General features: G+C 48.8%; 21 protein-coding genes. 16 read left to right on the top strand and 5 right to left on the bottom strand.

Annotation, left to right across the window (positions count from 1 at the left end; translation table 11 throughout):
• Positions 1–25 precede the first annotated feature (25 nt).
• From BCT27_RS04985 to BCT27_RS04945, 10 genes are all read left to right on the top strand, one after another.
• Entirely contained in the window at positions 26–1006 is a 981-nt protein-coding gene (locus tag BCT27_RS04985; protein WP_102395211.1) for a TRAP transporter substrate-binding protein, read from the top strand.
• 82 nt (positions 1007–1088) lie between these two features.
• Positions 1089–1244: a hypothetical protein gene (locus tag BCT27_RS25620; protein ID WP_198597513.1), complete on the top strand. Its 156-nt coding sequence runs from the start codon at positions 1089–1091 to the stop codon at positions 1242–1244.
• A 10-nt stretch (positions 1245–1254) separates the two neighbouring features.
• A complete protein-coding gene (locus tag BCT27_RS04980) occupies positions 1255–1785 on the top strand; it encodes a TRAP transporter small permease (RefSeq protein ID WP_102315922.1) in 531 nt (176 codons plus the stop codon).
• Positions 1785–3095 (top strand): TRAP transporter large permease, encoded by a 1311-nt coding sequence (locus BCT27_RS04975; protein ID WP_017010297.1) that lies wholly within the window; start codon positions 1785–1787, stop codon positions 3093–3095. The genes BCT27_RS04980 and BCT27_RS04975 overlap by 1 nt, the downstream gene beginning before the upstream one ends.
• 33 nt (positions 3096–3128) lie before the next feature.
• Complete coding sequence (locus BCT27_RS04970; RefSeq protein ID WP_102395210.1) at positions 3129–3869, top strand: 5-oxoprolinase subunit PxpA; 741 nt, start codon at positions 3129–3131, stop codon at positions 3867–3869.
• 10 nt (positions 3870–3879) lie between these two features.
• Positions 3880–4584, top strand: a complete 705-nt coding sequence (gene pxpB / locus BCT27_RS04965) for a 5-oxoprolinase subunit PxpB (RefSeq protein ID WP_102315920.1) — start codon at positions 3880–3882, stop codon at positions 4582–4584.
• Positions 4581–5501, top strand: coding sequence for a 5-oxoprolinase subunit C family protein (locus tag BCT27_RS04960; RefSeq protein WP_102395209.1), 921 nt, complete (start codon positions 4581–4583; stop codon positions 5499–5501). Before pxpB ends, BCT27_RS04960 begins: the two co-directional genes overlap by 4 nt.
• 59 nt (positions 5502–5560) lie before the next feature.
• Positions 5561–6112: a nuclear transport factor 2 family protein gene (locus BCT27_RS04955; RefSeq protein WP_102395208.1), complete on the top strand. Its 552-nt coding sequence runs from the start codon at positions 5561–5563 to the stop codon at positions 6110–6112.
• 116 nt (positions 6113–6228) lie between these two features.
• Positions 6229–6729: a GNAT family N-acetyltransferase gene (locus tag BCT27_RS04950; RefSeq protein ID WP_102315917.1), complete on the top strand. Its 501-nt coding sequence runs from the start codon at positions 6229–6231 to the stop codon at positions 6727–6729.
• Positions 6730–6928: 199 nt separating this feature from the next.
• Positions 6929–7306, top strand: coding sequence for a DUF2541 family protein (locus BCT27_RS04945; protein WP_422385956.1), 378 nt, complete (start codon positions 6929–6931; stop codon positions 7304–7306).
• A gap of 73 nt (positions 7307–7379) precedes the next feature.
• On the opposite strand, the gene BCT27_RS25615 is transcribed toward BCT27_RS04945, so the two are convergent.
• Both BCT27_RS25615 and BCT27_RS04940 read right to left on the bottom strand, forming a co-directional pair.
• Complete coding sequence (locus tag BCT27_RS25615) at positions 7380–7541, bottom strand: hypothetical protein (RefSeq protein WP_198597512.1); 162 nt, start codon at positions 7539–7541, stop codon at positions 7380–7382.
• Positions 7542–7927: 386 nt separating this feature from the next.
• Positions 7928–8740, bottom strand: a complete 813-nt coding sequence (locus BCT27_RS04940) for an enoyl-CoA hydratase/isomerase family protein (protein ID WP_102315915.1) — start codon at positions 8738–8740, stop codon at positions 7928–7930.
• A 150-nt stretch (positions 8741–8890) separates the two neighbouring features.
• Between BCT27_RS04940 and BCT27_RS04935 the strand changes: the two genes are divergently transcribed.
• Positions 8891–9856: a LysR family transcriptional regulator gene (locus BCT27_RS04935; RefSeq protein ID WP_102395207.1), complete on the top strand. Its 966-nt coding sequence runs from the start codon at positions 8891–8893 to the stop codon at positions 9854–9856.
• Between the two features lie 50 nt (positions 9857–9906).
• On the opposite strand, the gene BCT27_RS04930 is transcribed toward BCT27_RS04935, so the two are convergent.
• A complete protein-coding gene (locus BCT27_RS04930; protein ID WP_102395206.1) occupies positions 9907–10746 on the bottom strand; it encodes a helix-turn-helix domain-containing protein in 840 nt (279 codons plus the stop codon).
• A gap of 218 nt (positions 10747–10964) precedes the next feature.
• Complete coding sequence (locus BCT27_RS04925) at positions 10965–11801, bottom strand: GNAT family N-acetyltransferase (protein WP_102395205.1); 837 nt, start codon at positions 11799–11801, stop codon at positions 10965–10967.
• Positions 11802–12177: 376 nt separating this feature from the next.
• On the opposite strand from BCT27_RS04925, the gene BCT27_RS04920 reads away from it, so the two are divergent.
• From BCT27_RS04920 to BCT27_RS04905, 4 genes are all read left to right on the top strand, one after another.
• Positions 12178–15309: a WGR domain-containing protein gene (locus tag BCT27_RS04920; protein ID WP_102395204.1), complete on the top strand. Its 3132-nt coding sequence runs from the start codon at positions 12178–12180 to the stop codon at positions 15307–15309.
• Between the two features lie 2 nt (positions 15310–15311).
• Positions 15312–16955 (top strand): SWIM zinc finger family protein, encoded by a 1644-nt coding sequence (locus BCT27_RS04915; protein WP_102315910.1) that lies wholly within the window; start codon positions 15312–15314, stop codon positions 16953–16955.
• A gap of 417 nt (positions 16956–17372) precedes the next feature.
• Positions 17373–19211 (top strand): reverse transcriptase family protein, encoded by a 1839-nt coding sequence (locus BCT27_RS04910; protein WP_102395203.1) that lies wholly within the window; start codon positions 17373–17375, stop codon positions 19209–19211.
• A 218-nt stretch (positions 19212–19429) separates the two neighbouring features.
• Positions 19430–19831: an NUDIX hydrolase gene (locus tag BCT27_RS04905; protein ID WP_102391205.1), complete on the top strand. Its 402-nt coding sequence runs from the start codon at positions 19430–19432 to the stop codon at positions 19829–19831.
• A gap of 64 nt (positions 19832–19895) precedes the next feature.
• On the opposite strand, the gene BCT27_RS04900 is transcribed toward BCT27_RS04905, so the two are convergent.
• Positions 19896–20789: a hypothetical protein gene (locus BCT27_RS04900; RefSeq protein ID WP_102315907.1), complete on the bottom strand. Its 894-nt coding sequence runs from the start codon at positions 20787–20789 to the stop codon at positions 19896–19898.
• 332 nt (positions 20790–21121) lie between these two features.
• On the opposite strand from BCT27_RS04900, the gene BCT27_RS04895 reads away from it, so the two are divergent.
• Positions 21122–22381 (top strand): PqiA/YebS family transporter subunit, encoded by a 1260-nt coding sequence (locus BCT27_RS04895; RefSeq protein ID WP_133153371.1) that lies wholly within the window; start codon positions 21122–21124, stop codon positions 22379–22381.
• The last annotated feature ends 1 nt before the right edge of the window (position 22382 follow it).

Below are 22382 nucleotides of genomic sequence, written 5' to 3'. Positions count from 1 at the left end.
AACACATGTGAAAAGGAGACTTCCAATGAAGTTGTTGAAAACCCTGCTACCTGCCATGGTCGTGTCATTCTCAGCATTGACCGCCTCCTCTGCGATTGCTGCTCAATGGCACATGCCGACGCCATATGGTGACGCGAATCTGCCAACCAAAATTGCCTATGGCTTTGCCGAACAAATCAAAGAATCAACGGGCGGTGAGGTCGACATCACCGTGCACTCTGGCGCCTCGTTAATGAAGCACCCTGAAATCCCACGCGCTGTGCGTACGGGGCAAGTTCAACTCGGTGAAGTGTTCATTGGCATCATGGGTAACACCCACCCTATTTTTAAACACGACAACATCCCTTTCCTTGCCACGGACTACAACCAAGCTCAGAAACTGTGGGAAGCAGCAAAACCTGAGATTGAAAAGCAACTGAGCAAGGAAGGCATGATCCTGCTTTACACCGTGCCTTGGCCTGCACAAAGCCTTTACACCAAAAAGCCGGTGAACGCGCTGGCTGACATTAAAGGCACCAAGATGCGCGCTTACAGCCCGTCAACATCGCGTTTGGCCGATTTAATGAACACCACGCCGACGACGGTTCAAGTGCCAGACATTCCACAAGCGTTCAGCACCGGCATTATCGATGCGATGATCACCTCACCGTCAACAGGCGCGAACGGTCAAGCATGGGATTACCTAAGCCACTACAACGAAATCAAAGCGTGGATCCCGAAAAACTTCGTTGTCGTGAACAAGCGTGCATTTAAGCGTCTCGACAAAGACGATCAAAAAGCCATCCTTGATGCAGCTGCAAAAGCAGAAGCACGTGGTTGGAATGAAGTGACGGCACAAGAAGCGAAAGACACCAAAACCCTTGCTGATAACGGCATCGTGGTGTCTCAACCTTCTGAGCAATTGCTGGGTGAACTGCAAGCCATTGGTCAAACCATGACGAATGAGTGGGAACAAGAAAACCCTGCCGCACTGACACCTGTATTGAGCGCGTATAGCGCCAAGTAAACCATCACTGAATCGACATCGCTCGCACTCAACGTCAACCTTGGCTAGGTACATATAACAAGGTGCGTCGCGATGACGAAACGTGAAAAAAGCGTTCGCCCCCATCATTGGCTTTGTGTCTGCGCGGTGTGTTCACCGCGAACATAACAAAGCAGGGACGTTAAGTGATGGGGAGACACCGCGCTGTTGTGCCAATCGCTTGCTGTCATTCGCAGCACGCAAGGCAGCGCCAGACTAGGAAGGTTGAAATGAAACGAGCCCTGTATTTGCTGTCGGGCGGTTTATCCGGATTTTTTATCGTGGTGATCATGCTGATCATCCTCGCCCAAATCGTCGGCCGACTCTTCGGCTTTATTGTTCCCTCTGCGGAGGATTTCTCAGGCTACGCACTTGCCGCCTCTACGTTCTTTGGCTTGGCGTATACCTTTCGCGAAGGTGGACACATTCGCGTAAACCTCGCCATTCAGCGTTTGCCTGAATCATGGCAACGTCCGCTCGAAAGCGTGGTGCTGTTTCTCGCGTTTTTGCTGCTTTGCTTCGCCAGCTATTACTGCGCTTATATGGTGTGGGAATCCTATGATTTTGAGGAAGTGACGCACGGTTACATCCCTATTCCTTTATGGATTCCACAAGTCCCACTCGCGGTTGGCATGATTGCCTTTAACCTTGCGGTGTTGGACAGCCTTATCGATAACCTTCGTGGCATTACCCCGCATTACCGAGTGCGTGAAGATGAAGACGCGAACATTGACCTTTCAGAAGATCAGGAGCGCGCGTAATGGCTGACATATCTCTTATTTCCATCATTCTTGCCGTCAGCTTGCTGCTGTTTCTCGCCGCAGGTATGTGGGTTTCCCTTTCCCTGATCGGCGTTGGTGTGATTGGTTTGTACCTCACGGGCAACGAACAGATTGGATTGTTATTTGCGTCATCCAGTTGGGGCGCCAGCACCAGTTGGTCACTCACCGCACTCCCTATGTTTATTTGGATGGGTGAACTGTTATTCAGAACACGCTTGTCGGAAGATTTGTTTAAAGGCCTGTCTCCTTGGCTAAGCGGATTCCCCGGCAAGCTCTTGCACGTCAATGTCTTGAGCTGTGGCATCTTTGCTGCGGTATCAGGCTCATCTGCCGCCACCGCTGCCACCATCGGCCGCATGACTTTGCCTGAACTAAAAGCGCAAGGTTACAGCGAACGCATGGCGATCGGCACACTGGCAGGTTCTGGCACCTTGGGGCTGCTAATTCCCCCATCAATCATCTTGATTGTGTACGGCGTCGCCGCAGAAGTATCAATTGGCCGTTTGTTCATTGCAGGTGCCTTACCAGGGCTGATGCTAATGGGCTTGTTTGTGGGTTACACCACCATCTGGGCACTGCTCAATAAAGATGAACTGCCTGCACACAACGCGGAAGAAACCTCATGGGCAACACGCTTCGCCGCCTTGCGTAAGCTGATCCCGATCGTCAGCTTGATCACCTTTGTATTGGGCTCGATTTACGGCGGACTAACCACACCAACCGAAGCCGCTGCATTGGGTGTGTTTGGCGCCATGATCTTGGCGTGGCTAACAGGATCGTTAACCTTCCAAGGGTTTATTGACAGCTTGCTCGGTGCAGTAAAAAGCGCCTGCATGATTGGCTTTATCTTGGTCGGCGCGCACTTCCTAACACTGGCAATGGGTTTCCTTGGCATTCCACGCGAGCTGGCAGAATGGATTGCATCCATGTCTCTCACACCGATGGAACTGTTGTTGTATCTCACCATCTTGTTCGTGGTGCTAGGGTGCTTCCTTGACGGTATTTCCGTAGTCGTACTTACGGTTGCCGTGGTCATGCCCATGGTGCAACAAGCAGGCATCGATCTGCTGTGGTTTGGTATTTTCATTGTGCTTGTGGTTGAGCTGTCACAGATCACACCGCCTGTTGGCTTTAATCTGTTTGTTATTCAGGCACTCACGGGCAAAAACATACTGTATGTCGCACGGGCTGCCTTCCCGTTTTTTATGCTGATCCTTTTAGGGTTAGTGTTGATTACCGTCTTCCCTGACATCGTGACGTACCTACCAACCACCATGAGTCAGCGATAGCAGCAGCGACCAAATAACAGCGGAGCGTTATTGATGAAATTGAATTGCGATATGGGTGAAAGTTACGGCGCTTGGGTGATGGGCAATGACGCAGCAGTCATGCCGTGTATTGATATGGCGAGCATTGCCTGTGGCTTTCACGCCTCAGACCCAGTCACCATGCAGCAAACCGTCACGATGGCGCGCGAACATGGCGTCTCAATTGGTGCGCACCCTGGCTACCCGGATTTACTCGGATTTGGTCGCAGAAAGTTCGATTGTACGACCGAAGAATTGCGCGCGTGGTTGGCGTATCAAATCGGGGCATTGCAAGGCATTTGCCGCCTGCAACGCACCTATGTCGATTACGTAAAACCGCATGGCGCGCTTTACAACACCATGATGCGTGACATGGATGTGTTACGCACCGTGATGCTCGCGGTGAAAGAAGCAGCACCCGGTTCAGCATTGGTGGTGATGGCGATTCCGAGCCGTTGTGTCATCGAAGGCATGGCAGAAGACATTGGTATTGAGCTGATGTACGAAGCGTTTTCTGATCGCGCTTATGACGATGCGGGATACTTGGTTGATCGCAAGGTCGAAGGGGCTGTCCACGGCAGTGCCGACGCCATCATTCGCCAAGTTCAGCAAATCATAGAAAACGGCACGGTCACCACGCTCAGTGGTAAAACGCTGGCAGTGAAAGCAGACACGCTCTGCATTCATGGCGATGGCCCTCATGCCACCGCTGTCGCCTCTGCCCTTCATCACTGGCGCAAGAAAGACAAGCTGTAACGGAGTACCCATGCTTAAGATTGAAGCAGTCAGCGAACAATCCCTGATTGTGTATTTTGGCGACACCATTGATGAAGCGATTGCGGCCAACGTCAATCGCGCCATCTTCCAAGTCAGGCGTGAATTGGACGATGTCGTGACTGACATTGTCCCGTCTTATAACTCGATGCTGGTGTGTTTTGATTTAAACCAAACCGACCGCTTCGACATCATCAAACGCATTAAACATGCCCTCGCCAGCAATGCTGAAGGTTTGAGTGACAACAGTGATAGCGTCGTGATTGAAATCCCCGTGTATTACGGCGAAGAAGTCGCGCTCGACATGGCCGATGTGTGTGAAAAAACAACGCTAGATGCAGAGACAGTCATCAAGCTGCACAGCGAGCGACAATACCGGGTGTATGCCATCGGCTTTAGCCCAGGGTTTGCTTACCTTGGCAGTTTAGACGATGCCATTGTCATGCCACGTAAATCCACGCCGCGCCTTAAAGTGCCAACAGGCAGTGTAGGTTTGGCAGATAATCAAACCGCGATTTACCCCAGCAGCACACCCGGTGGCTGGCAAATCATCGGCCGCACACCACTGAGCATGTTGGATTGGGAAAGCCGCAACCTTGCCAGAGTCAACGTGGGGAATCGCGTGAAGTTTTGCCCTATCGATAAACAAGAGTTTCTCGCCCAAGGCGGTGTATTAAATGATTCGGAGGGCAAATGAGCTTTAACGTCATCAACCCCGGTATGCTGACCCTGATAGAAGACAGTGGTCGCCAAGGTTTCCAACACCTCGGCATTACCACTGGCGGACCAATGGACGAGCACGCCTTTTATTGGGCAAACCGTTTGCTGGGCAACTCGCCTGATGCAAGCCAGTTGGAAATCACCTTTGGTCAGTTACAGCTTGTCGCGAATGCGGCCATCAGCGTGGCGATCACAGGGGCAGATCTGGCTGCGCGTTTAAACGATAAGCCGATTCAACCTTGGTGTACGTACGCACTGAAAAAAGGCGATACGTTAGCGTTTGGTGCGCCTGTCAACGGACTTCGCGCTTACCTGGCGGTTGTGGGTGGTTTTCAAGTAGAAGAGAAACTGGGAAGTGCTTCAACGGTAAAACGTGAGCAGTTGGGCGGGCTATCGGGTAACGGCGATCCCTTGAAGAAGGGCGATGTATTGCACTTCACGCCTCATGCAGAACCCATTGTTCAGCGCGCGCCAAAATGGACCATTCCTGATTACAACGCACCGTTAGAACTGGGCGTGATGCCTGCGTATCAACATGCCTCGTTTTCGCATGATGAACAAATGACCTTTTTCACCAATAATTATGAAGTGAGCCAGAATATCGATCGCATGGGCTATCGACTCTCTGGCACACCCATCAAAAGCCGCTTAGACGGCATCATTTCCGAAGGCATTGCGTTCGGGGCGATTCAGATCCCTAACGATGGGCAACCTATCGTGTTGATGAAAGATCGTCAAACCATTGGTGGCTACCCCAAAATCGGTTGTTTGAGCAGTTTAGGTGCAGGCCAACTGTCCCAACGTCAGCCAGGACAAATCGTGACGTTCACATCCATGGATGTGGCAGATGCCGAAGTGGAAAGACGGTTGTTCAATCGCGTCATCTTTGGCTAATTCGGCCAGCCTATTGAAGCATAGCTAACCGCTCAACAGATCTAGGGGAATGTGAATCGATGCAGAAAAACGATATTACCCCGTTATTATCGACCATCAATCGCTACATCGCAGCGAAAGATAACAACAAACCGCACCTGCTTTCGCAGGTGTTTACCCAGCAGGCTACCCTCTCCATGCAGGTAAACACAGACGGCATTTCATTCCCATCAGAGGTCGTGGGAAGGCACGCAATTTCAGATGTTTTGGTCTCCCAGTTCAATCAAACGTATGAGAACATTTATACCTTTTGTCTGTCAGATTCCATCGATCGAAATGGGTCGCTCTTGACCTGTAAATGGTTAGTGGCCATGACAGAAAAGGAAAGCGGAAATCTAAAAGTAGGCTGCGGACATTATGATTGGGAATTTCAATCTGAAGATGGTTCAAGCGTGAAGAAGCTGACCATTACAATCAAACACATGTTCACCTTGGATTTTCAAAACACAGCGCATTTTCTTCATGGATTAAGTGAACTGCCCTACCCTTGGTGTTTCAGCAGTTCAGCACGTATCGAGATGCCAGCCATCCCTGCATTGCAGGACATTCGCACATTCCTTGACCACATTTAATTCACACTAAACAACGCCTTCTGCATTAACACGTTTGATGCAGAATATTCGCTGGCGTCGCGCTACACGAGTGCGCTACGCTTCGTCCATATGACTGTTTATCGATGATTTACGCTATGAACCCAACCATTCGCACCGCATTGCCTTCTGACGCTCAACGCATTACTGACATCATTAACCCGATCATCGAAGGTGGGCAGTTCACCATCCTAGATTCTACGTTTTCGGTGTCTGACCAAAGCTTCTTTATTCAGTATTTTCCGGTCAACGGCGTGTTCCTCGTGGCAGAAGATCAAACCACCAAAACCACACTGGGCTACCAAACCGTAGAGCCTTTTGCCAGCTTCACCCGCACGCTGGATCACGTTGGTATTGTTTCAACGTACGTTGAGGAAAGCAGCCGTCAAAGAGGCGTTGCATCCGCCCTGTTTGCGACCACATTAGAGATAGCAAAATCCCGCGGTTTTGAAAAGCTGATCGCACAAGTACGCGCTGACAACGACGTCGCGTTGAGCGCGTATTTGAAACAAGGGTTTACCGTGGCAGGCACATTGACCAAGCACGCCAAAATCAACGGACAATACGTTGATGAAGTCATGTTAGAAGCCTTCCTATAATTCCCGACTTGTGTCACTCCCTCCAAAAAAGAAATCCCTGCAGGCCAGATAAAATCTGGCCTGTTTCGTTCAAACCCTGACATATCACCAAAAGAATTGACGCAAATTTGTTGTTTCTTTCTCTTCTGGCGCTACACTCCGTCGCTTTTCGGCGATATGCCGATTTTTGAACGACTCACAGAGATACATAAGAATGAAAATGAAAACGCTACTTTCCCTGATGTGCGTTTTAACGGGCATGCTGACACTATCAAACACCGCCCATGCTGAAGAAAGAATTACACTCGGTCGTACTATCCTGTTAGAAAACGCGAGCCACGGTGCTGATATTCCGTTGTTGGTGTGCCGTCGCGTTAACGCAATCAAACTAAAAGCCGACCGCGACGCCTATGTGCGCAAGGTGAAAGTGACCTTCAAGAACGACGAAACCAAAACCATCAATTTCTATCGCAACATCAAAGAAGACGCGACAACCGATTGGCGTAAATTTGCTTACAAACGTTGTGTGAAGAAATTGGAAGTGTTTGGCGAATCAAAAAATTCGTCGGCGGGTATTCGCGTTTACGGGCGTCAGTAAGATTTAACGGGAACTAAAAAGGAGCATGCAGTGCTCCTTTCTGGCTTATTCCGGTGCTTTCAACGGATACACACTAGTGCAGATACACCTTCACAAGAGATTCCGGCTCAAGCTCTATGTAGTAGTTGCCTTTCTTTTCACCATCTAAATATTCCACATAAACAGACCCTTCAACTGGACACTGTTTATCTTCATAAGACTGCAATAGCTCGCCATACTCATTCACACAAATCATATATAACCTCAACTAACTTATAAGTTTTTGTAAATCACTTATTTTATTTTTGTCCCGTCGATTTTTTACACAATGATATTCCGTAAACACAAGAAAGCATATAACAGGCCAAAACAGTGAAAATAAATAATATTCTTTATTTTCAAAGGTTAATGTGAAAATTTATTCTACATAGAGCGCGAGAAGCGAACGCAGTGTGCATTCGTTGCAAATCGATATTCAAAATGCGAGTCGAACCAAAACCGTATTAAGCAACCCTACTTAGAATAATGAAAATGAGTATGCGGAATACATGTCACTCACGGCTGAAGTCAATGTTTGAGAACTAAAAAAGAAAGTGGCAAACCATCGGTTTGCCACTTTCATATGTTCAGATGAAGACAATGCTATTTGGACAGTTCCGCGGCGGTATCAACAAAAATGCCTTGGATATCTTTCGCCTCACGCTCTGTTTGGCCACCGTGCTTAATAAAAGCATCAATGATCGCCTGTGTTTTGTTTTCTTTCGCGCGTTCAAGGAAGTAACGCAACTCCAACTCAGCGCCAGCGTCTTCATCAACGATCGACGTCTTCACAATGTCTTTGTACATCACGATATCACGCACTTCTAACGTGCTGATCACGCCCAACGTCATCGCCAAGAAATCATCCAATTCCGCTTTAGGCACAAACTGCGTAATGATGTTCAGGGCTTCTGCTTGCTGTGCAGAAAAATCATTCCCCAATAGCAAAGCTTGCAGGGCTTTGTTTTTGCCCATACGTCGCGCAAATTGTACCGCGCCCTGCCCACCCGTTGGGATGTTCACGTGGATCTCTGGCTGAGCGAACGCCGCATTTTCAGTGCCATAAGCTAAATCACATGCCATCACGAATTCGTTACCGCCCCCACGAGCAACACCATCAACGACCGCAACAGACAAAGGTTTCATTGCTTTGATATTGGCAATCATATGATTGAATTCAATCGATGCAGCTTGCCCACCTTGCGTCCCGTTGATGACATGCAAATCTAAATGCGCCAAGAAGAATTGTGCATGAAGCGATTTGAATACCACGATTTTGGTATCACGATCGTCTTTGAGAGACAGCACAAACGCATTGATTTCATTGATGAGATCAATCGTCAGTACATTCACCGGAGGATTGTTAATGGTGACAGTAGCAATGCCGTTTTGTTGTGTTATCGCAATCGTATTCATGGGATCTTCCTCGTTGAGATACATGCGCCTTGTCTGCGCGCTTTGAATAAGCTGAATGTTTAATGTGGAGCCACTATAGATTTGTCTTGAGTGATGAAAAATGCTCAAATTGGCACAACATTGTTGCCAAAAATGCACCAAAGGATTCAGATGGATTTCTCTAGCCGCTTATTGCTCTTACTTGATGTTGTTGAACTGGGCTCTTTCACTAAGGTCTCAGAGCAGCGAAATGTCGACCGTTCAGTGATCTCCAAACACATCAATCGCTTAGAAAGTGAACTTGGCGTGCGCTTACTCAATCGCACGACGCGATCGCTCGCCCTCACCGCTGCTGGCAAGGAAATGATGAACCAAGCAAGCGCATTGCGGGTGTTATTAAGTGAGACTCACCGCTTAGCACAGAATTATCACGCTGAACCGAAGGGGATATTGCGGATCACCAGCACCACATTATTTGGCCGACAATACGTTCAACAAGCCGTGGTGGCATTTCAGCAAAACTACCCAGATGTAGAGATAGAATTGCGTTTGGATGATCGCGTCACTGACATGGTGGGCGAAGGGTTTGATATTGGTATTCGCATTGGGAAGCCAAAGAATTCAAGCCTCATTACTCGCAAAATAGCGCGGGACAGGTTGTTGATCGTTGCATCACCGTCGTTCATTGAAAAACATGGCGACATCCATACCGTCCAACAGCTAGAAGCACTGCCCGCCGCCGTGTATGCCGCACCAGGACTGATCCTTGATAAGTTCGGTTATTTGGATGAAAACGAACAGCACCAGCATCTACAACTCAATGTCGCGTATAAAGTGAACGATGTTGAAATCATCAAAAAAGCGGCGGTGTCCGGCAACATGCTGGCCGTTGTGACCGCTCAAATGATCGAAAATGAAGTGTTAGATGGGCAACTTATCCCGATCATGACGCACGTAAAGCTCGATGATTTCGGTACCTTTTATGCGGTGTATCCCCATCGAGATGCCCCTATCAAAACCAAGTTGTTTATCGATACGTTAAAAACCATTGTTGGCGAAGACGTGCCGGTATGGGAAAGCAACATCCCACATTTTGATGCCCTGTATGCAGGTGCTCACTCACACAACGGTCGTTAGCGACGTAAACGAAAACGCAGGCAAGTGACCTGTCCGCACTCAACGCAACGCTAGGAATATTTCACGCCACCATACACATCGATGGTCAAGCTTCGCTCTTTTGCGTAAGTATTCGGCGTTAAACCAATCTGTTTTTTCAGGTGCCGGATAAGATGGGGTTGGTCGCTAAAGCCGAACTTCAATGCCACGTCAGACCAATCAATCTCAGTCGCCTCTCGTTGATAGAGATACGCCAGCATGGCTTCAAGCTTGTTCATCGATTGACACTGTTTCAAGGTAAGCCCTGTCACTCGACTGAAACTGCGTTCCAAGGTGCGCTGAGAACAATAAAGCGCATCACCAAGGGCAGAGACAGACATCGTATCGAGTAGCTGAAGGGCTTTTCGGGTTACCTCACTGTGCTGGTCTTCTCTGCTTTTTTTCAGCCAAGGCAGCAACAAAGCATCAAGCTGTTCGCAGGTTTGGGTTGGGCTATTTCGTGCCAATGTAATAAGCATATCTTCTGCATCGCTGACGTGCTCCATCACTGACGAGAGCGTGACTGGCGTGATTACATCCAAGGTTGGGTGAACATACTCAAGCAAAGTCAGAGAATAGAGCGCACCTGCATGAAACTTAATTCCGATGTGCACAAAGGGATCACGATGGTCCAATTCAAATGTGTGAAGGTGCGGAAATAGCCAGTGACTGCCTTCCCCTTCAAAAACACGCTGCTCCGTTTCATAGCGGTACCTTTGTGTGGGCGGCGATAGAACCAAATGTGCAGAGGGATCAGGGTTAAGTTTTGGGAACGCATGGCCTTCTACGCCGGGCTGTTTTTCGATAAACCAATAGCACTCGACATATCGAGTTATTTCAGGCGATAAAGGGGCATGTAGCCAATTGATCATCGTGTTTTAGCCTTATCGTGTTTTAGCCTTTGTGGAAGAATCCCACACACGATAAGCCATGCGGCATGTGATTGCAGTGTTTCTTTATGAACAAGAAGGAAGCGGAGATCAAAGGATAAGAAAGAGCCCATGATCCGCCATCGCTAGCGCATGCATGGGTCTACCTATCAAACACACAAGATGTGTTCAGGGATTGTTTGTTAAGGCGCGGCTTCGCCTTAGTGGCTCGCGATAAATTCAAACTGAACAATACGGTTTGATGACGACATTCCTGCTCGGGATATCGCTTTTTGCGCCCCGATATTGTCACTTTCTGTCGAACACATGGCAGATAAACCTTGGTGCTCAGCGTGTTTCACTAAGTGGCACAACACACGGGTTGCAATGCCTTTACCACGCTCAGATTCAGCCACAATCATTCCCAAATCGGCGTAACCCATTTGGTGTTCGTCAAAGCGGCGACATTCACCGGTTGCTAACAATTGCCCGCCTTTCCAATGCCCCCAAAGCTCTTGGCGTTGAATCAAATTGCCAAAGTAACCTCTTAGCCACTGCTCAGGCGCTCCAATCGTTGCCACGGCAAAAGCAACATACTCATCGCATTTGTCTTCTGTCGCCAACACCATATCGAGTGTTTCAACCGCTGTCGCTGCGCGAGGTAGAGCAACGTTCAGATCACGTTGATACATCAATGAATTCACCACGAACGATGCGCTGTTATCAAGACTCAGCGAGAGGTATGACGTTTCCGCGGTGCTGACAAATGCCCCTTTCACCGCTCCAATCTCATCACTGCCTTGCTGCGCAATATGTGCAAAGAGATCGCGCGCCGATATTTTCGCGATGGGAGAAAGGTAAAACTGCAATAAATACCCCTCGCCATTCACGCAGCAAAAGCCCACCAAATCCTCATTTTCGTAAAACCCAAAATGCGCAGACATCGGCACAAAACCAAAATGCCACATACCATCAAGCGGCGCGGTAGCCTGTGAAAAATAGTGTGTTTTCAGATCACTGATGGTGTCCAGCGTGTCGAGTTTTTTGATGTTTAACATAAGCGTGTATCCAACCTCTTTTCAGCGCCAATTTTGTTCACTCTCGATGAACGAACTTGCTTACCATTGAACCAGCGCGTTTCGATACCGCAGATAATAATCACCGGTTAGCACCAAAGATTGAATAAAAACGACAATCTTATGGACGGGTCATGCGACAACGAAAGAACGGTGAACAAACCGAACGTCACGCCGTTACCATCCCCGTACTGTCCATCACGCGATGAGCTTCAAATCCACCCTAAATCCACGCTCCCTCAAGAAGAACACATTCCCATCTTTGTGATTTTTCAAGAATTCATTGGCCCAACTACTTCACTGAGAAACTCGGTGTGGTACGGTGGTTCGCACTTGTTTGGTCGAATGAGACAGGGAAATGCGGCTGATACGAAAATCCCGTTTGTATTTTCAGGAAGGAAATTCAGACAAGGTCTATGAAGTCGATTTGGTCGACATCAATAGCACCGATGACAACGAACGATACTTGGTTAATTTTCGCTATGGGCGTCGTGGGGCAAGTCTGCGTGAAGGCACCAAAACCCCCTCCCCCGTTTCAATAGAAAAAGCCGAAAAGCTGTTTGATTCGATCGTGGTATCCAAAACGAATAAAGGCTATCGCGATGGTGTTGCTTCACCATCGTCATCAACAGCTGCCTCATCGAAGCCTGAAAGCAGCGCGTCGTTGCTCGATCGTATTCGCCAAGAAAAGAATCCTGACACACGAGCTCGTCAGGTATGGCGTTTACCCCCAGAGAAAAACCCCGAAGCAGCCGCGCTTGTTGCAACCCTTCTTGGGCAAAAAGACGACCTTCATGAGTACACGCTCCTTTGGACACTAGGGCGCGTAGGCTCGCACGAAAACATCGACCTCGTTTCTCCTTATTTGTCGCATTCGAACACGACCCTCGCAAACCTCGCGCTCGAAGTCATCTTGGCGCTAACGCCCGAAGAGGAGCGTAAAAATCGCTACGACACCTTACGTACGCACAACGAGAACATAACACCCGATTCGCTGCTAAATGCGGTGGCGCAATTTAACAATGCAGATTCTAAACGCGCCACCAGCTACCCCATTGGCACGTTAATCAAAGCCGCATATTTGCAGTCGCTCGTCGATACAGACATTCGCCAAGCGTTACTGAAGGTTCTGCCAAGCATTCCGATAACACCCGGTGCATTTCGCGGTGTACGGTATTTGCTCAAAATGAGTGAATTTAGGTTGGATACGGCCGTGTTCACGACGCTGAACGTTCGCCTAGAACAAAGCAAACCGCATTTTTATAGAGATTGGGGAATGGTATACAACGAGCATGGCTGCTTAGATGTTGAAGAAGAATTGGCATCAGACACCGCTCGTTTAGCGCATTCTCAAAAAACCCATCGGTATTTAGTTGCACGATATTCTCGGGCACTCAAACGTTTGGGTGTGTCGAAAAGTGATCGTTTTACTGAGCTCGCTGAGTCAACGCTGCTGCAATACACCGCAGCACATGCTAAACCTGCTCGCTCGACACCCCATTATCGATGGGATGACAACTGGCGTCGCCAGCTCATCGCCACCTTGCATTACGACGAGTACGCACACTGTTCAGCATTGAACACTTTGCTTCGTGCCAACAACACTGCCTATTCGAAAAACCGTCGCGGTATTTGGCGCTTCGACCCTGACACAATTTTTGACGGTCGCGGAGAGGCATTTCCTGAGTGCTGGGACAAAGCACCTGACAGTTTGCTTCGTATTGCGTGTGCCACTGACTGCGAACCTGTTTCAGATTTTGCAATTCGCGCACTCGAAGACAACTCCGATTTTATCGACACCTTGTCACTCGCTGATGTCATTCGTCTTTTTACGAAGCCATTCACGCGCTCTCAAGCTTTCGCGTCAACCCGACTGAAGCATTTGCTCGCCAACCAACCGGTTACTGGCGATATTTTGGTGCTTTTGTTTAGTAGCGGTCTGGCTGCGCCCATTTCACTTGGGCTGGAGTTGCTCGGACAAAAACGCGATTTTGACGAAATGTTAACGGCGATAGCCCATGCATTGTGTATCGACCCACGTGTAGAGCTACCCGATCACACCAGCATCATTGCTTGGCTTGAAGCGCCTGAGCAAAAAGCCAAATTCACGTTTGTTGATAAATCCGCGTTACTTTCAGCCGTGCTCTCCGTGGTCAGTGAGAAAGATTTTGCATCAAAAGAGCATGCTACACAGACCTTTGATTGGTTACTCACGCAGTGCCAGGATGCGCTGACAAATGCGCGCGCTAGCGCACTACCTGATATCGCAATCGCAGAAGCATTGATTCAGTCTCCCTCCATCAGCCTTGCACTTTTCGGGTGCAAACTTCTTGATGCCATGCCGATTGCTTACGATCAAATATCAGAGGCATCACTGCATACCATCCAAACCTCTGATGATGAAGACATTCGCGCATTCGCGATCGCGTTACTGAAAAAGCTGACCCACGATAAGCTCGCCGACCAACTCGACAACTTGCTAGGTTCATTGGCGCAAGGCACACCCGCCCAACAACACGCAACGTTAAGTGTGTTTGCCGAGGCCATGCAGACCTCGTCATATAACGAAAGCAACGCCAAGAATCAGCAAGCGATTGTTGAACACATGGTGAACTTGCTGCATGCCAACAAGCTAGAAGACAGCCTTCAGCAACAACTTCTCGATTTTCTGCGTACACATGGCAACGCGTCTCTACGAGAAGAAACACACAATGAAAGCCTATGGAAACTCGCGACGGCACGCTCCGAAATGGCCCATACGCTCACGTCTGAGCACTTTCAACAACGCACGCCTTATTCGCGATTCACCAACGAGAAATGGCTCTCGTTACTCAATAGCCCCACATTGACCCTCCGTGAACATGCACAGAAACACTTCGGTGATTCACCTGACGCACTCATTGCTCAGATGGACAACATAGTTTCTGTCATGGAAAGTGAATGGCACGACACGCAAGACTTTGTGTTCGACTTCTGCCGCGAATCGCTGTCGAGAGAACAATGGACGCCAGATCAGATCGTGGCCATTTGTGACAGTGTTGTAGACCCTGTGCAGCGTTTCGGACGAGAGTTAGTGCAAACCTATTTTGACCAAGACGATGCGGAGCGGTACCTCCTGCAACTCAGTCAGCACCCAGCCGCGAACGTTGAACTGTTCGTCAGTCAGTTGTTACCCCAACACGCCAGCAACGATGAGACCACGATTGTCGCGCTGCAACCCTATTTTGTTTCCGTGCTGACACGCGTTAACACGGGACGGCCTGCAAAAGATAACGTGCTCCGCTTTTTGACATCTCAAGCGAACACATCTGATGCCGTGCGAGCCATGCTGAGTCAATTACTGACGCGCTTGTCGCTCACCTCGGTACAAAAGGACAAAGCAGAATACATCAAGCTAATGATGAGCCTAAAACAGACCCACGGTGATCTGACGTTACCTGTGGCGCTGAAAGCCGTTCGTCATGCCGCGCATCATGAGCTTGAGGAGTAAACATGGAAGTGACTTATCGCTATGCCAATGCCTCGCGCGTTGGTTCAAACAGCAAGCAAACCGACATGTCGTTTGCCCCCGACTTATCACGCCCACCCACCTTCTTCGTGGGCGAACTCAAAGATAAGCGACGTTTTAGAGAGGCCATGTCCAGCCTTCACGATGTGGTGATTTCGGACATGCGTTTCATGCCAAAAAACCGCGAAGAATACCAACGCTGGTTAGCGGGTGAAGAAGAGCGAATGCTCGCAGAGTTCGTCAGCCGTTCAGGAAAAGTGAAAGCGGATCTCGATGCGGTGAGCGCAGAACTGACGGACATGAATCGTCAAGCGGGAGAGATACTGGCCCCCTATTACAAAGCGCAAGATACGTACTTTAACTACTTATACAAGAACGACATGGATGCGTGGTTTGTGCTTGACCCCGTCATTACCATTCACCCTGATCAGGTCTTTTTTGAATGCTTTTCTGAGGATGAATCCAGCTACGGAAAGTTGAGTTGCCAATACGATGTGTTTGCCAATGTCTCCGAGCAAGCTTACGGCACCACCAATATTGATTACTCGACCAAACTGTATAACGAATTTCAGAAAATTCGCGATTACCGCACCACCCTGCTGAAAATTGACCCAGAGGGATTCAATATTCAAACCTCGGGTGCCGCAGCCTATGACGAGAAAAAAATCGACCTGCCAGAAAGCTGGGTAAGAGGCTTTCTGCAAGTCAGTTCCGCCATGACCTTGCCCATGGTGACGTTGCGTTTGCAGCCCATGGATATTCATAATCTGTGCCTGCAACTCAAGCGCAAAAAAGAACGTGTAGGCCCTCGTTCCATGCGTTTTGAGCTGACGCCTGGCCAACCCATTCAGGTGGTGATGGAACCATGGGGCGATGTAATTCGCTTTGATCGTTCGATATACCAAGGCGACTCAGAACGTTCTATTCGTGTTTGGGGACGTCGCCGATTGCTCATTCTTGAACGCTTATTGCCCGTCGCCGATCACTTTGATGTTCACCTTATGGACGATGGTTTGCCCTCGTTCTACGTTGCCAATATGGGCCCATTGACCTTTACACTCGGACTGTCCGGTTGGAGTGCGAACGATTGGTCTCAAGCAGGCAATTTCGACTTACTTGCGCCACGTGAAACTGTCGATCAACTGACCAGCCAACGTGTTTACCAAGCGCTAGAAGAAACCCATCAAGAAAGCGCAACAAGCCTTGCAACGCGCCTTCAACTTGATCTCAGCACCGTAAAATCGGCATTGGCACAATATAGCCAACTGGGATTAGTGCTCTATGACATGACCGCTAATGTGTACCGTTTACGTTCCCTGTATAACGCCCCCATCAATTTGGACGACATCCGCTTTAACAACGAGCGAGAAAAGAAAGCCGCTAACTTTGTGGCTGCAAAACTCGTGACCATTGATAAAGCTGAGTCAGATCAACAGGGGCAAGAACTCATCGGTACCGTGATGGACAATGCCCACGAATACCACGTGGCATTGAGCATCGATAATGACCAACGGTTGGTAAAAGGCGAATGTCAGTGTCATTTCTGGCATCAAAACAAACTTCGTCAAGGCCCCTGCGAGCACATGCTTGCTCTGAGACTGACTGTTTCTCAGGAGCGCCTCGCATGAAAATGATAACGAGATTCACATCACTTTTTCGCTGCAATTCACTTGAATCGTTTTCACACGGACTGCATGCTATTGACTCAAATTTCAGCGGTTTGAACACGACACTTTCAAACTCTGCCCTTTTTGGTAGCGCGACGTTAGAACCTTGCATCGCGAATGGTGGATCACCATTCTGGTACAAAGACTACCCACGCGTCACTGAGGCAATCTTAACTGGGCCGTACTGTCACCTATATCGCTATTGCGGTATGACTTCAAAGAAGTCAATGAGCGATATAGGTAACGTACGGCATCGAGTTGATTCCCTCAGTACTAAGAACTCTTCGAAGGAAGTTGTCGCGCTACCAATCCCCCTCACTGCGCTCCGCATGTTTCTGTTTTCTCCCGATGTCTCCTTAGCCAAGGAGGGTGTTTGCCATGTCTAACGAACAACAAAACAACGATCCAATTCAAGATCCGTCTCCCAAGCTCACGCGCCAGGAACTTTACGATCGCGTTAGGCGCATTGGCAAAAACGAGTACATTTTAAGCGAAATGATTCGCTTAGGATTTTGGAAAAGAGACGCAGACAAACCCAGCCTGACAGACACGTTCTTACAAAAACGCGCTGCGTTACAATCCAGGCTGCGTGAGCTCAGCAAAGAGAATGCGCTTTACTCCGATCCTGAAAAAGCGCTCAAAGCACTTCATGAAGAACGCAAAAAAGCCGCACTCGAAAAGCGAGAGCTGACAAAAATCGAACGAAATACTGCGCGCTATCAACGGGCCTTCGCGTGGTACATGAAACAACAAACCTCCTTCACGTACCTTGGTGACGATGTTTCTGCCGGATTGGAAGACAAAACGTCCGACGATGAAAAGCTCGCCGCCCAACAGCTTCCTGTGTTTGCCCATGCAGGTGCCGTGGCCGACGCGATGGGAATATCCACCAGCGAACTGCGTTTTCTTTGCTATCAAAAAGATGTCTCTACCGTTTCCCACTATCAGGATTTTTCCATTAGTAAAAAATCCGGCGGTATACGCACCATTTCGGCCCCCATGCCGAGAATGAAGCGATCTCAATATTGGTTACTCGATAATGTGCTGAACAAGCTCACTATTCATGATGCAGCTCACGGGTTTGTGTCGGGTAAAAGTATTGTGTCCAATGCACAGCCGCACATCAAAAAGCAGGTTGTGATCAATTTAGACATGAAGGATTTCTTTCCCTCTGTCAGTTACAAACGCGTCAAAGGCATGTTCAAACACCTTGGTTACAGTGAAGAGCTTGCCACGACGTTTGCTTTACTTGCCACAAAGCGGGAAACACAAGCGTTAGAGATGGACGGGAAAACATGGCACGTCGCCGTTGGTGAACGCGTATTGCCGCAAGGTTCTCCGTGCAGCCCTGCGATCACCAATGTGCTTTGCCGACGCCTTGATGCTCGCTTGCAAGGCATGGCGGAAAAATTAGGTTTTACCTACACCCGTTACGCAGACGATTTAACCTTTTCAAGCGATGACGCCAGCAAAGTACAAGCACTGCTTTGGCGCTGTCAGCAAATCGTGACCAACGAAGGCTTTGTGATCCATCCAAATAAAACGCGCGTCATGCGACAACACCAGAAACAAGAAGTGACAGGCGTGGTGGTGAATGAGGGGCTGTCCGTCGAGAGAAAAACACTGAAACGTTTTCGTGCAGTGTTACGGCAAGTAGCACTGGATGGCCCTGAGAATAAGCACTGGGGAAGCGGTGAACTCTTCCAAAGCTTGGCGGGGTACGCCAATTTTGTTGCCATGGTGAACCCAGAGAAAGGCATTCCGCTTCAAAAAGCGGTCATCCACCTGAAACGTCAACATGATATTCCCGTGCCCGAAGGCAAAGTGACGGCACTGAACAAAAAGCTCTTTCGTATTAAAGCGGCGAAAGGAGAAGCACCGAGAGAATCATGGTGGCAACCTGAAGACAAACCAGCACCAACGCTGGAGCTGACGCAAAGCCAAGTGCAACTCAAAAAACGCGACGCCATCGCAGAAGCGCATCGCCATCAGGATGACGATAATGCCGAAGACGCTCGTTCACATGAAGGCCCTCAATCACATGATGACCCTCACACCGCGGAGTCAGGGAAAAAGAAACGCGGCATTGGGTTTTGGATTTTCGCGACCGTCTTCTCTCCAATTATCTTGATTGTGGCATTGTCCCGCGCATCAACAACGGCCAAGATCGCACTGGCAGCTTCCTTGTTCTTTTGGGTGTATTACTTCTTTATGTAATTCATTTCTCCCTTCCCATTCACTCTCGCCCTGACAAGTGCCAATGCGCGCTCAGGGCTTGGTGATTCATGATGGATGAAGAGTGATTGGTGATGAATGATTCGTGAAAAGATTGAGAACAATTGAAAAGGCTGTCGACATTATCCGCTCTGACAGTTCAAGCACTCCATGGCATAATCCCACCCAATCACGACGACCTATAACAAAAGAATACGAAGATGAAACTGATTGATAAATTGGCTTGGCTTACCATCAAAGACGGCAAACTTCTGGCAGTGCGTTCAAAAGGTAAAACCCTGTTCTACCTTCCTGGTGGCAAACGTGAAGCGGGTGAAACCGATGAACAGGCGCTGATTCGCGAAATCAAAGAAGAACTGTCTGTTGATTTGGTGCCAGACAGCCTGAAGTATGTCGACACCTTTACTGGCCCTGCCGATGGCAAAGCGGAAGGTGTGTCTGTGCAATTAACCTGCTACTTCGCCGATTACACAGGCGAGCTAGTCGCAGATTCAGAAATTGAAGAGTTGGCTTACTTAGGGGCAGCGGATGAAGCTGTAACGTCAAAAGCGGCGTGGATTGCAATGGAATCACTCATTGAGCAAGGGCATATCACCCAATAATTGCTCCCTTCAAATAGAAAGAAAACGCGCCACGATGGCGCGTTTTTTTCCTCGGGTTACGACGTTACGACAACAGCATCTCGAACGCCACTTCATCAGATTCCGTCACACAAAATGTCGTGACTAGAGTGGCGGCATCATGTGGCGCGAGTGTTCTTACTTTCCCATGCCATTCCAATTCGCAATAAGGGTACGCAGCGGAGTTGTAGACTTCAAAGGCATTCCCATGCGCATAGTCAGCCGCATCTGTCAGCGCCTCAACAAAAGAAGTGAGCAACAAACCTTTCGAGGTATTTTCAATGGGGCAATACGCCAACGCTGTTGAGGAGTCAGGATGAACACCGACTTTAAACTCGTTGTCATCGTTGCAAACCACCACCCCATGACGTCCTGCCGTTTGCAGATTGTTCGCGGGCTCGCCGAAGTACGTTTCTACCTTTGATGCCTCATTTTGCTTATACGCGATGATGGCATTGCGCTGCAACATCATCACTGACCAGCACCCAACCTTGACCACGTCTGCGCCTTCATTGGTGATCTGATGATGGATTTCAAACTGCCCTTCCACGGTTTCAGACAGAGACACCGTTCTGGTAATCACCAATCCATCGCTATTTTTAGGACTGGTCATTTTCACAGAATGCGCGCCTAACCACTCAACATGGTATGCCGCCGAGTCCAGCACAGGAATCGGGCCCTTATCCTGCCAATAACGTTCTGGTGCTAGCCATGTTTTCTCACCGCCCCATAGCGGAAAAGGGACATGCTTAGCACGCGTCGGGAAGGTGTTTAACTCACCTGTCACTGAATCTGCGTGAATGCCCTTCAAATCAGGGTTGGTAAACAATAGCGAGTGTCCCTTATACACCACATCCATAAGACGCCCACCAATGCTGGGCACCAAAATCAACGATAGATCGCCACGTGTCAGCGTGGTCTCTTGCCAAGTATTTTCCACGGTCAAACCTTTGTATCCCCAAATACCAGTCGCGCTGGTTTAGTTGCTGAGTTTTATCTTTTTTTTTGCGACGAGATCATACTCACTCATAAAAACAGAAGATGCCTGTTTTCCTAGAATCTCCGGAAATTGTCGTGTTTTGTTGTTTTACGCGTTCGTGCAGCGCCATATCCATCAAAGCATCGAACGCTAGCCCCGACAAATTAGCACCTTAGACAAAAAGGGGGTTCACTTCCATTAGCACATATGAATACACTTTTATAATCATATATTTAAGGTGTTTCTTATGATTGATACGCGACACAACATTGCGAAAACCGCCGACATATTGAATGCTTAACCTATTGGATAAATGTTGGAAATACCGTTTGCAGGTTGTATGTCACCTTTGTGATCACGTATCGAATGTGCCCGAACTTGATGAGAATCAAGTGGCGATTTGTCGCGTCTGCGGCGGACATGTTGTGGAAGGAGCAAAGCACGATGACGAAAAAGTCATCGCCTTCGCGACCACGGCCAGCATTCTCTTATTGTGCTCGTTACTGTTTGAACTGATTTCGTTTTCTCGCCAAGGCCTCGTCCAATCTATGGGATTAATGGACGTGTCACTCGTGATGGTGAAACACCAATACGAACCGCTGGGCGCATTGATGGCAGCCACCATTACTATGTTGCCCGCCAGCCTGCTTTTGTTTGCGTTTATCTTGCATACCCCACTGCGAAAACTCTTGTCGACGTCCCTGCAAATTTTCATGACCAAAGCCATTTTCTTTTGCAAGGAATGGAGCATGCCAGAAATTTTTCTGGTCGCCGTACTCGTCAGTTTGGTGAAAATCACCTCCCTCGCAGACGTTGGGATGGGGCTGTCATTCTGGGCTTATATCGGGTTTGTGGTTTTCTTTCTGCTGACCATGCTCAACATCAATCGCAAGAACTTGTGGGACACGATTTCCCACCACGCTAGCTACCCCCAACACCCAGCAAGCGGCCGCGCGATTGATGCGACGATTAGTGGTTGTCACACTTGTGATTTGGTCACCAAAGAATCGAAATGCCCACGTTGTCACAGCAAGGTCCACACCCGAAAACCACAGAGTGTACAGAAAACATTGGCATGGCTAGCAACGGCGTTTCTGTTGTATATCCCGGCGAATATCGAGCCGATATTGATCACCGTGTTTCTCAATTCGCCAGAACCCTCAACCATCATCGGTGGTGTGGCTGTTCTTATCGAACACGGGTCCTACCCTATAGCCATCGTTATCTTCGTCGCGAGCGTGATGCTGCCGCTCGCCAAAATGGCCGCGTTTGCGCTTTTCTGTTGGGTCGTTACCAATCAGAAAAACATTTGCCGTTTGTCGTTTACCCAGATCTACACAATTGCAGAATTTTTGGGGAAATGGTCGATGATTGATGTGTATGTCGTCGCCGTTTTGGCCGCGTTGGTGCAGCTCTCCGGCATGATGGAAATCGTGCCCGGCATCGGCGCCGTGTATTTCTCTCTGATGGTGATCGCGTCCATGATTGCCGCACACAGTTTTGACCCCAAGCTGCTCTGGGATTTAGAGCAGAAACAAGCCAATAAGGAATAAT

Origin of the sequence: Enterovibrio norvegicus, assembly GCF_002876705.1 — a bacterium.
Lineage (GTDB): Bacteria > Pseudomonadota > Gammaproteobacteria > Enterobacterales > Vibrionaceae > Enterovibrio > Enterovibrio norvegicus_B.
The sequence above is the reverse complement of the archived record's forward strand: the minus strand, read 5'-3'. Positions and strand labels throughout refer to the sequence as shown.

Coding starts and splice junctions, on each gene's coding strand:
- BCT27_RS04970 (WP_102395210.1), top strand. CDS start 3,129: ATGAAATTGAATTGCGATATGGGTGAAAGTTACGGCGCTTGGGTGATG.
- BCT27_RS04920 (WP_102395204.1), top strand. CDS start 12,178: ATGCGGCTGATACGAAAATCCCGTTTGTATTTTCAGGAAGGAAATTCA.
- BCT27_RS04905 (WP_102391205.1), top strand. CDS start 19,430: ATGAAACTGATTGATAAATTGGCTTGGCTTACCATCAAAGACGGCAAA.
- BCT27_RS04935 (WP_102395207.1), top strand. CDS start 8,891: ATGGATTTCTCTAGCCGCTTATTGCTCTTACTTGATGTTGTTGAACTG.
- pxpB (WP_102315920.1), top strand. CDS start 3,880: ATGCTTAAGATTGAAGCAGTCAGCGAACAATCCCTGATTGTGTATTTT.
- BCT27_RS04950 (WP_102315917.1), top strand. CDS start 6,229: ATGAACCCAACCATTCGCACCGCATTGCCTTCTGACGCTCAACGCATT.
- BCT27_RS04975 (WP_017010297.1), top strand. CDS start 1,785: ATGGCTGACATATCTCTTATTTCCATCATTCTTGCCGTCAGCTTGCTG.
- BCT27_RS04945 (WP_422385956.1), top strand. CDS start 6,929: ATGAAAACGCTACTTTCCCTGATGTGCGTTTTAACGGGCATGCTGACA.
- BCT27_RS04910 (WP_102395203.1), top strand. CDS start 17,373: ATGTCTAACGAACAACAAAACAACGATCCAATTCAAGATCCGTCTCCC.
- BCT27_RS04960 (WP_102395209.1), top strand. CDS start 4,581: ATGAGCTTTAACGTCATCAACCCCGGTATGCTGACCCTGATAGAAGAC.
- BCT27_RS04940 (WP_102315915.1), bottom strand. CDS start 8,740: ATGAATACGATTGCGATAACACAACAAAACGGCATTGCTACTGTCACC.
- BCT27_RS04985 (WP_102395211.1), top strand. CDS start 26: ATGAAGTTGTTGAAAACCCTGCTACCTGCCATGGTCGTGTCATTCTCA.
- BCT27_RS04955 (WP_102395208.1), top strand. CDS start 5,561: ATGCAGAAAAACGATATTACCCCGTTATTATCGACCATCAATCGCTAC.
- BCT27_RS04915 (WP_102315910.1), top strand. CDS start 15,312: ATGGAAGTGACTTATCGCTATGCCAATGCCTCGCGCGTTGGTTCAAAC.
- BCT27_RS04930 (WP_102395206.1), bottom strand. CDS start 10,746: ATGATCAATTGGCTACATGCCCCTTTATCGCCTGAAATAACTCGATAT.
- BCT27_RS04980 (WP_102315922.1), top strand. CDS start 1,255: ATGAAACGAGCCCTGTATTTGCTGTCGGGCGGTTTATCCGGATTTTTT.
- BCT27_RS04895 (WP_133153371.1), top strand. CDS start 21,122: ATGCTTAACCTATTGGATAAATGTTGGAAATACCGTTTGCAGGTTGTA.
- BCT27_RS25615 (WP_198597512.1), bottom strand. CDS start 7,541: ATGATTTGTGTGAATGAGTATGGCGAGCTATTGCAGTCTTATGAAGAT.
- BCT27_RS04925 (WP_102395205.1), bottom strand. CDS start 11,801: ATGTTAAACATCAAAAAACTCGACACGCTGGACACCATCAGTGATCTG.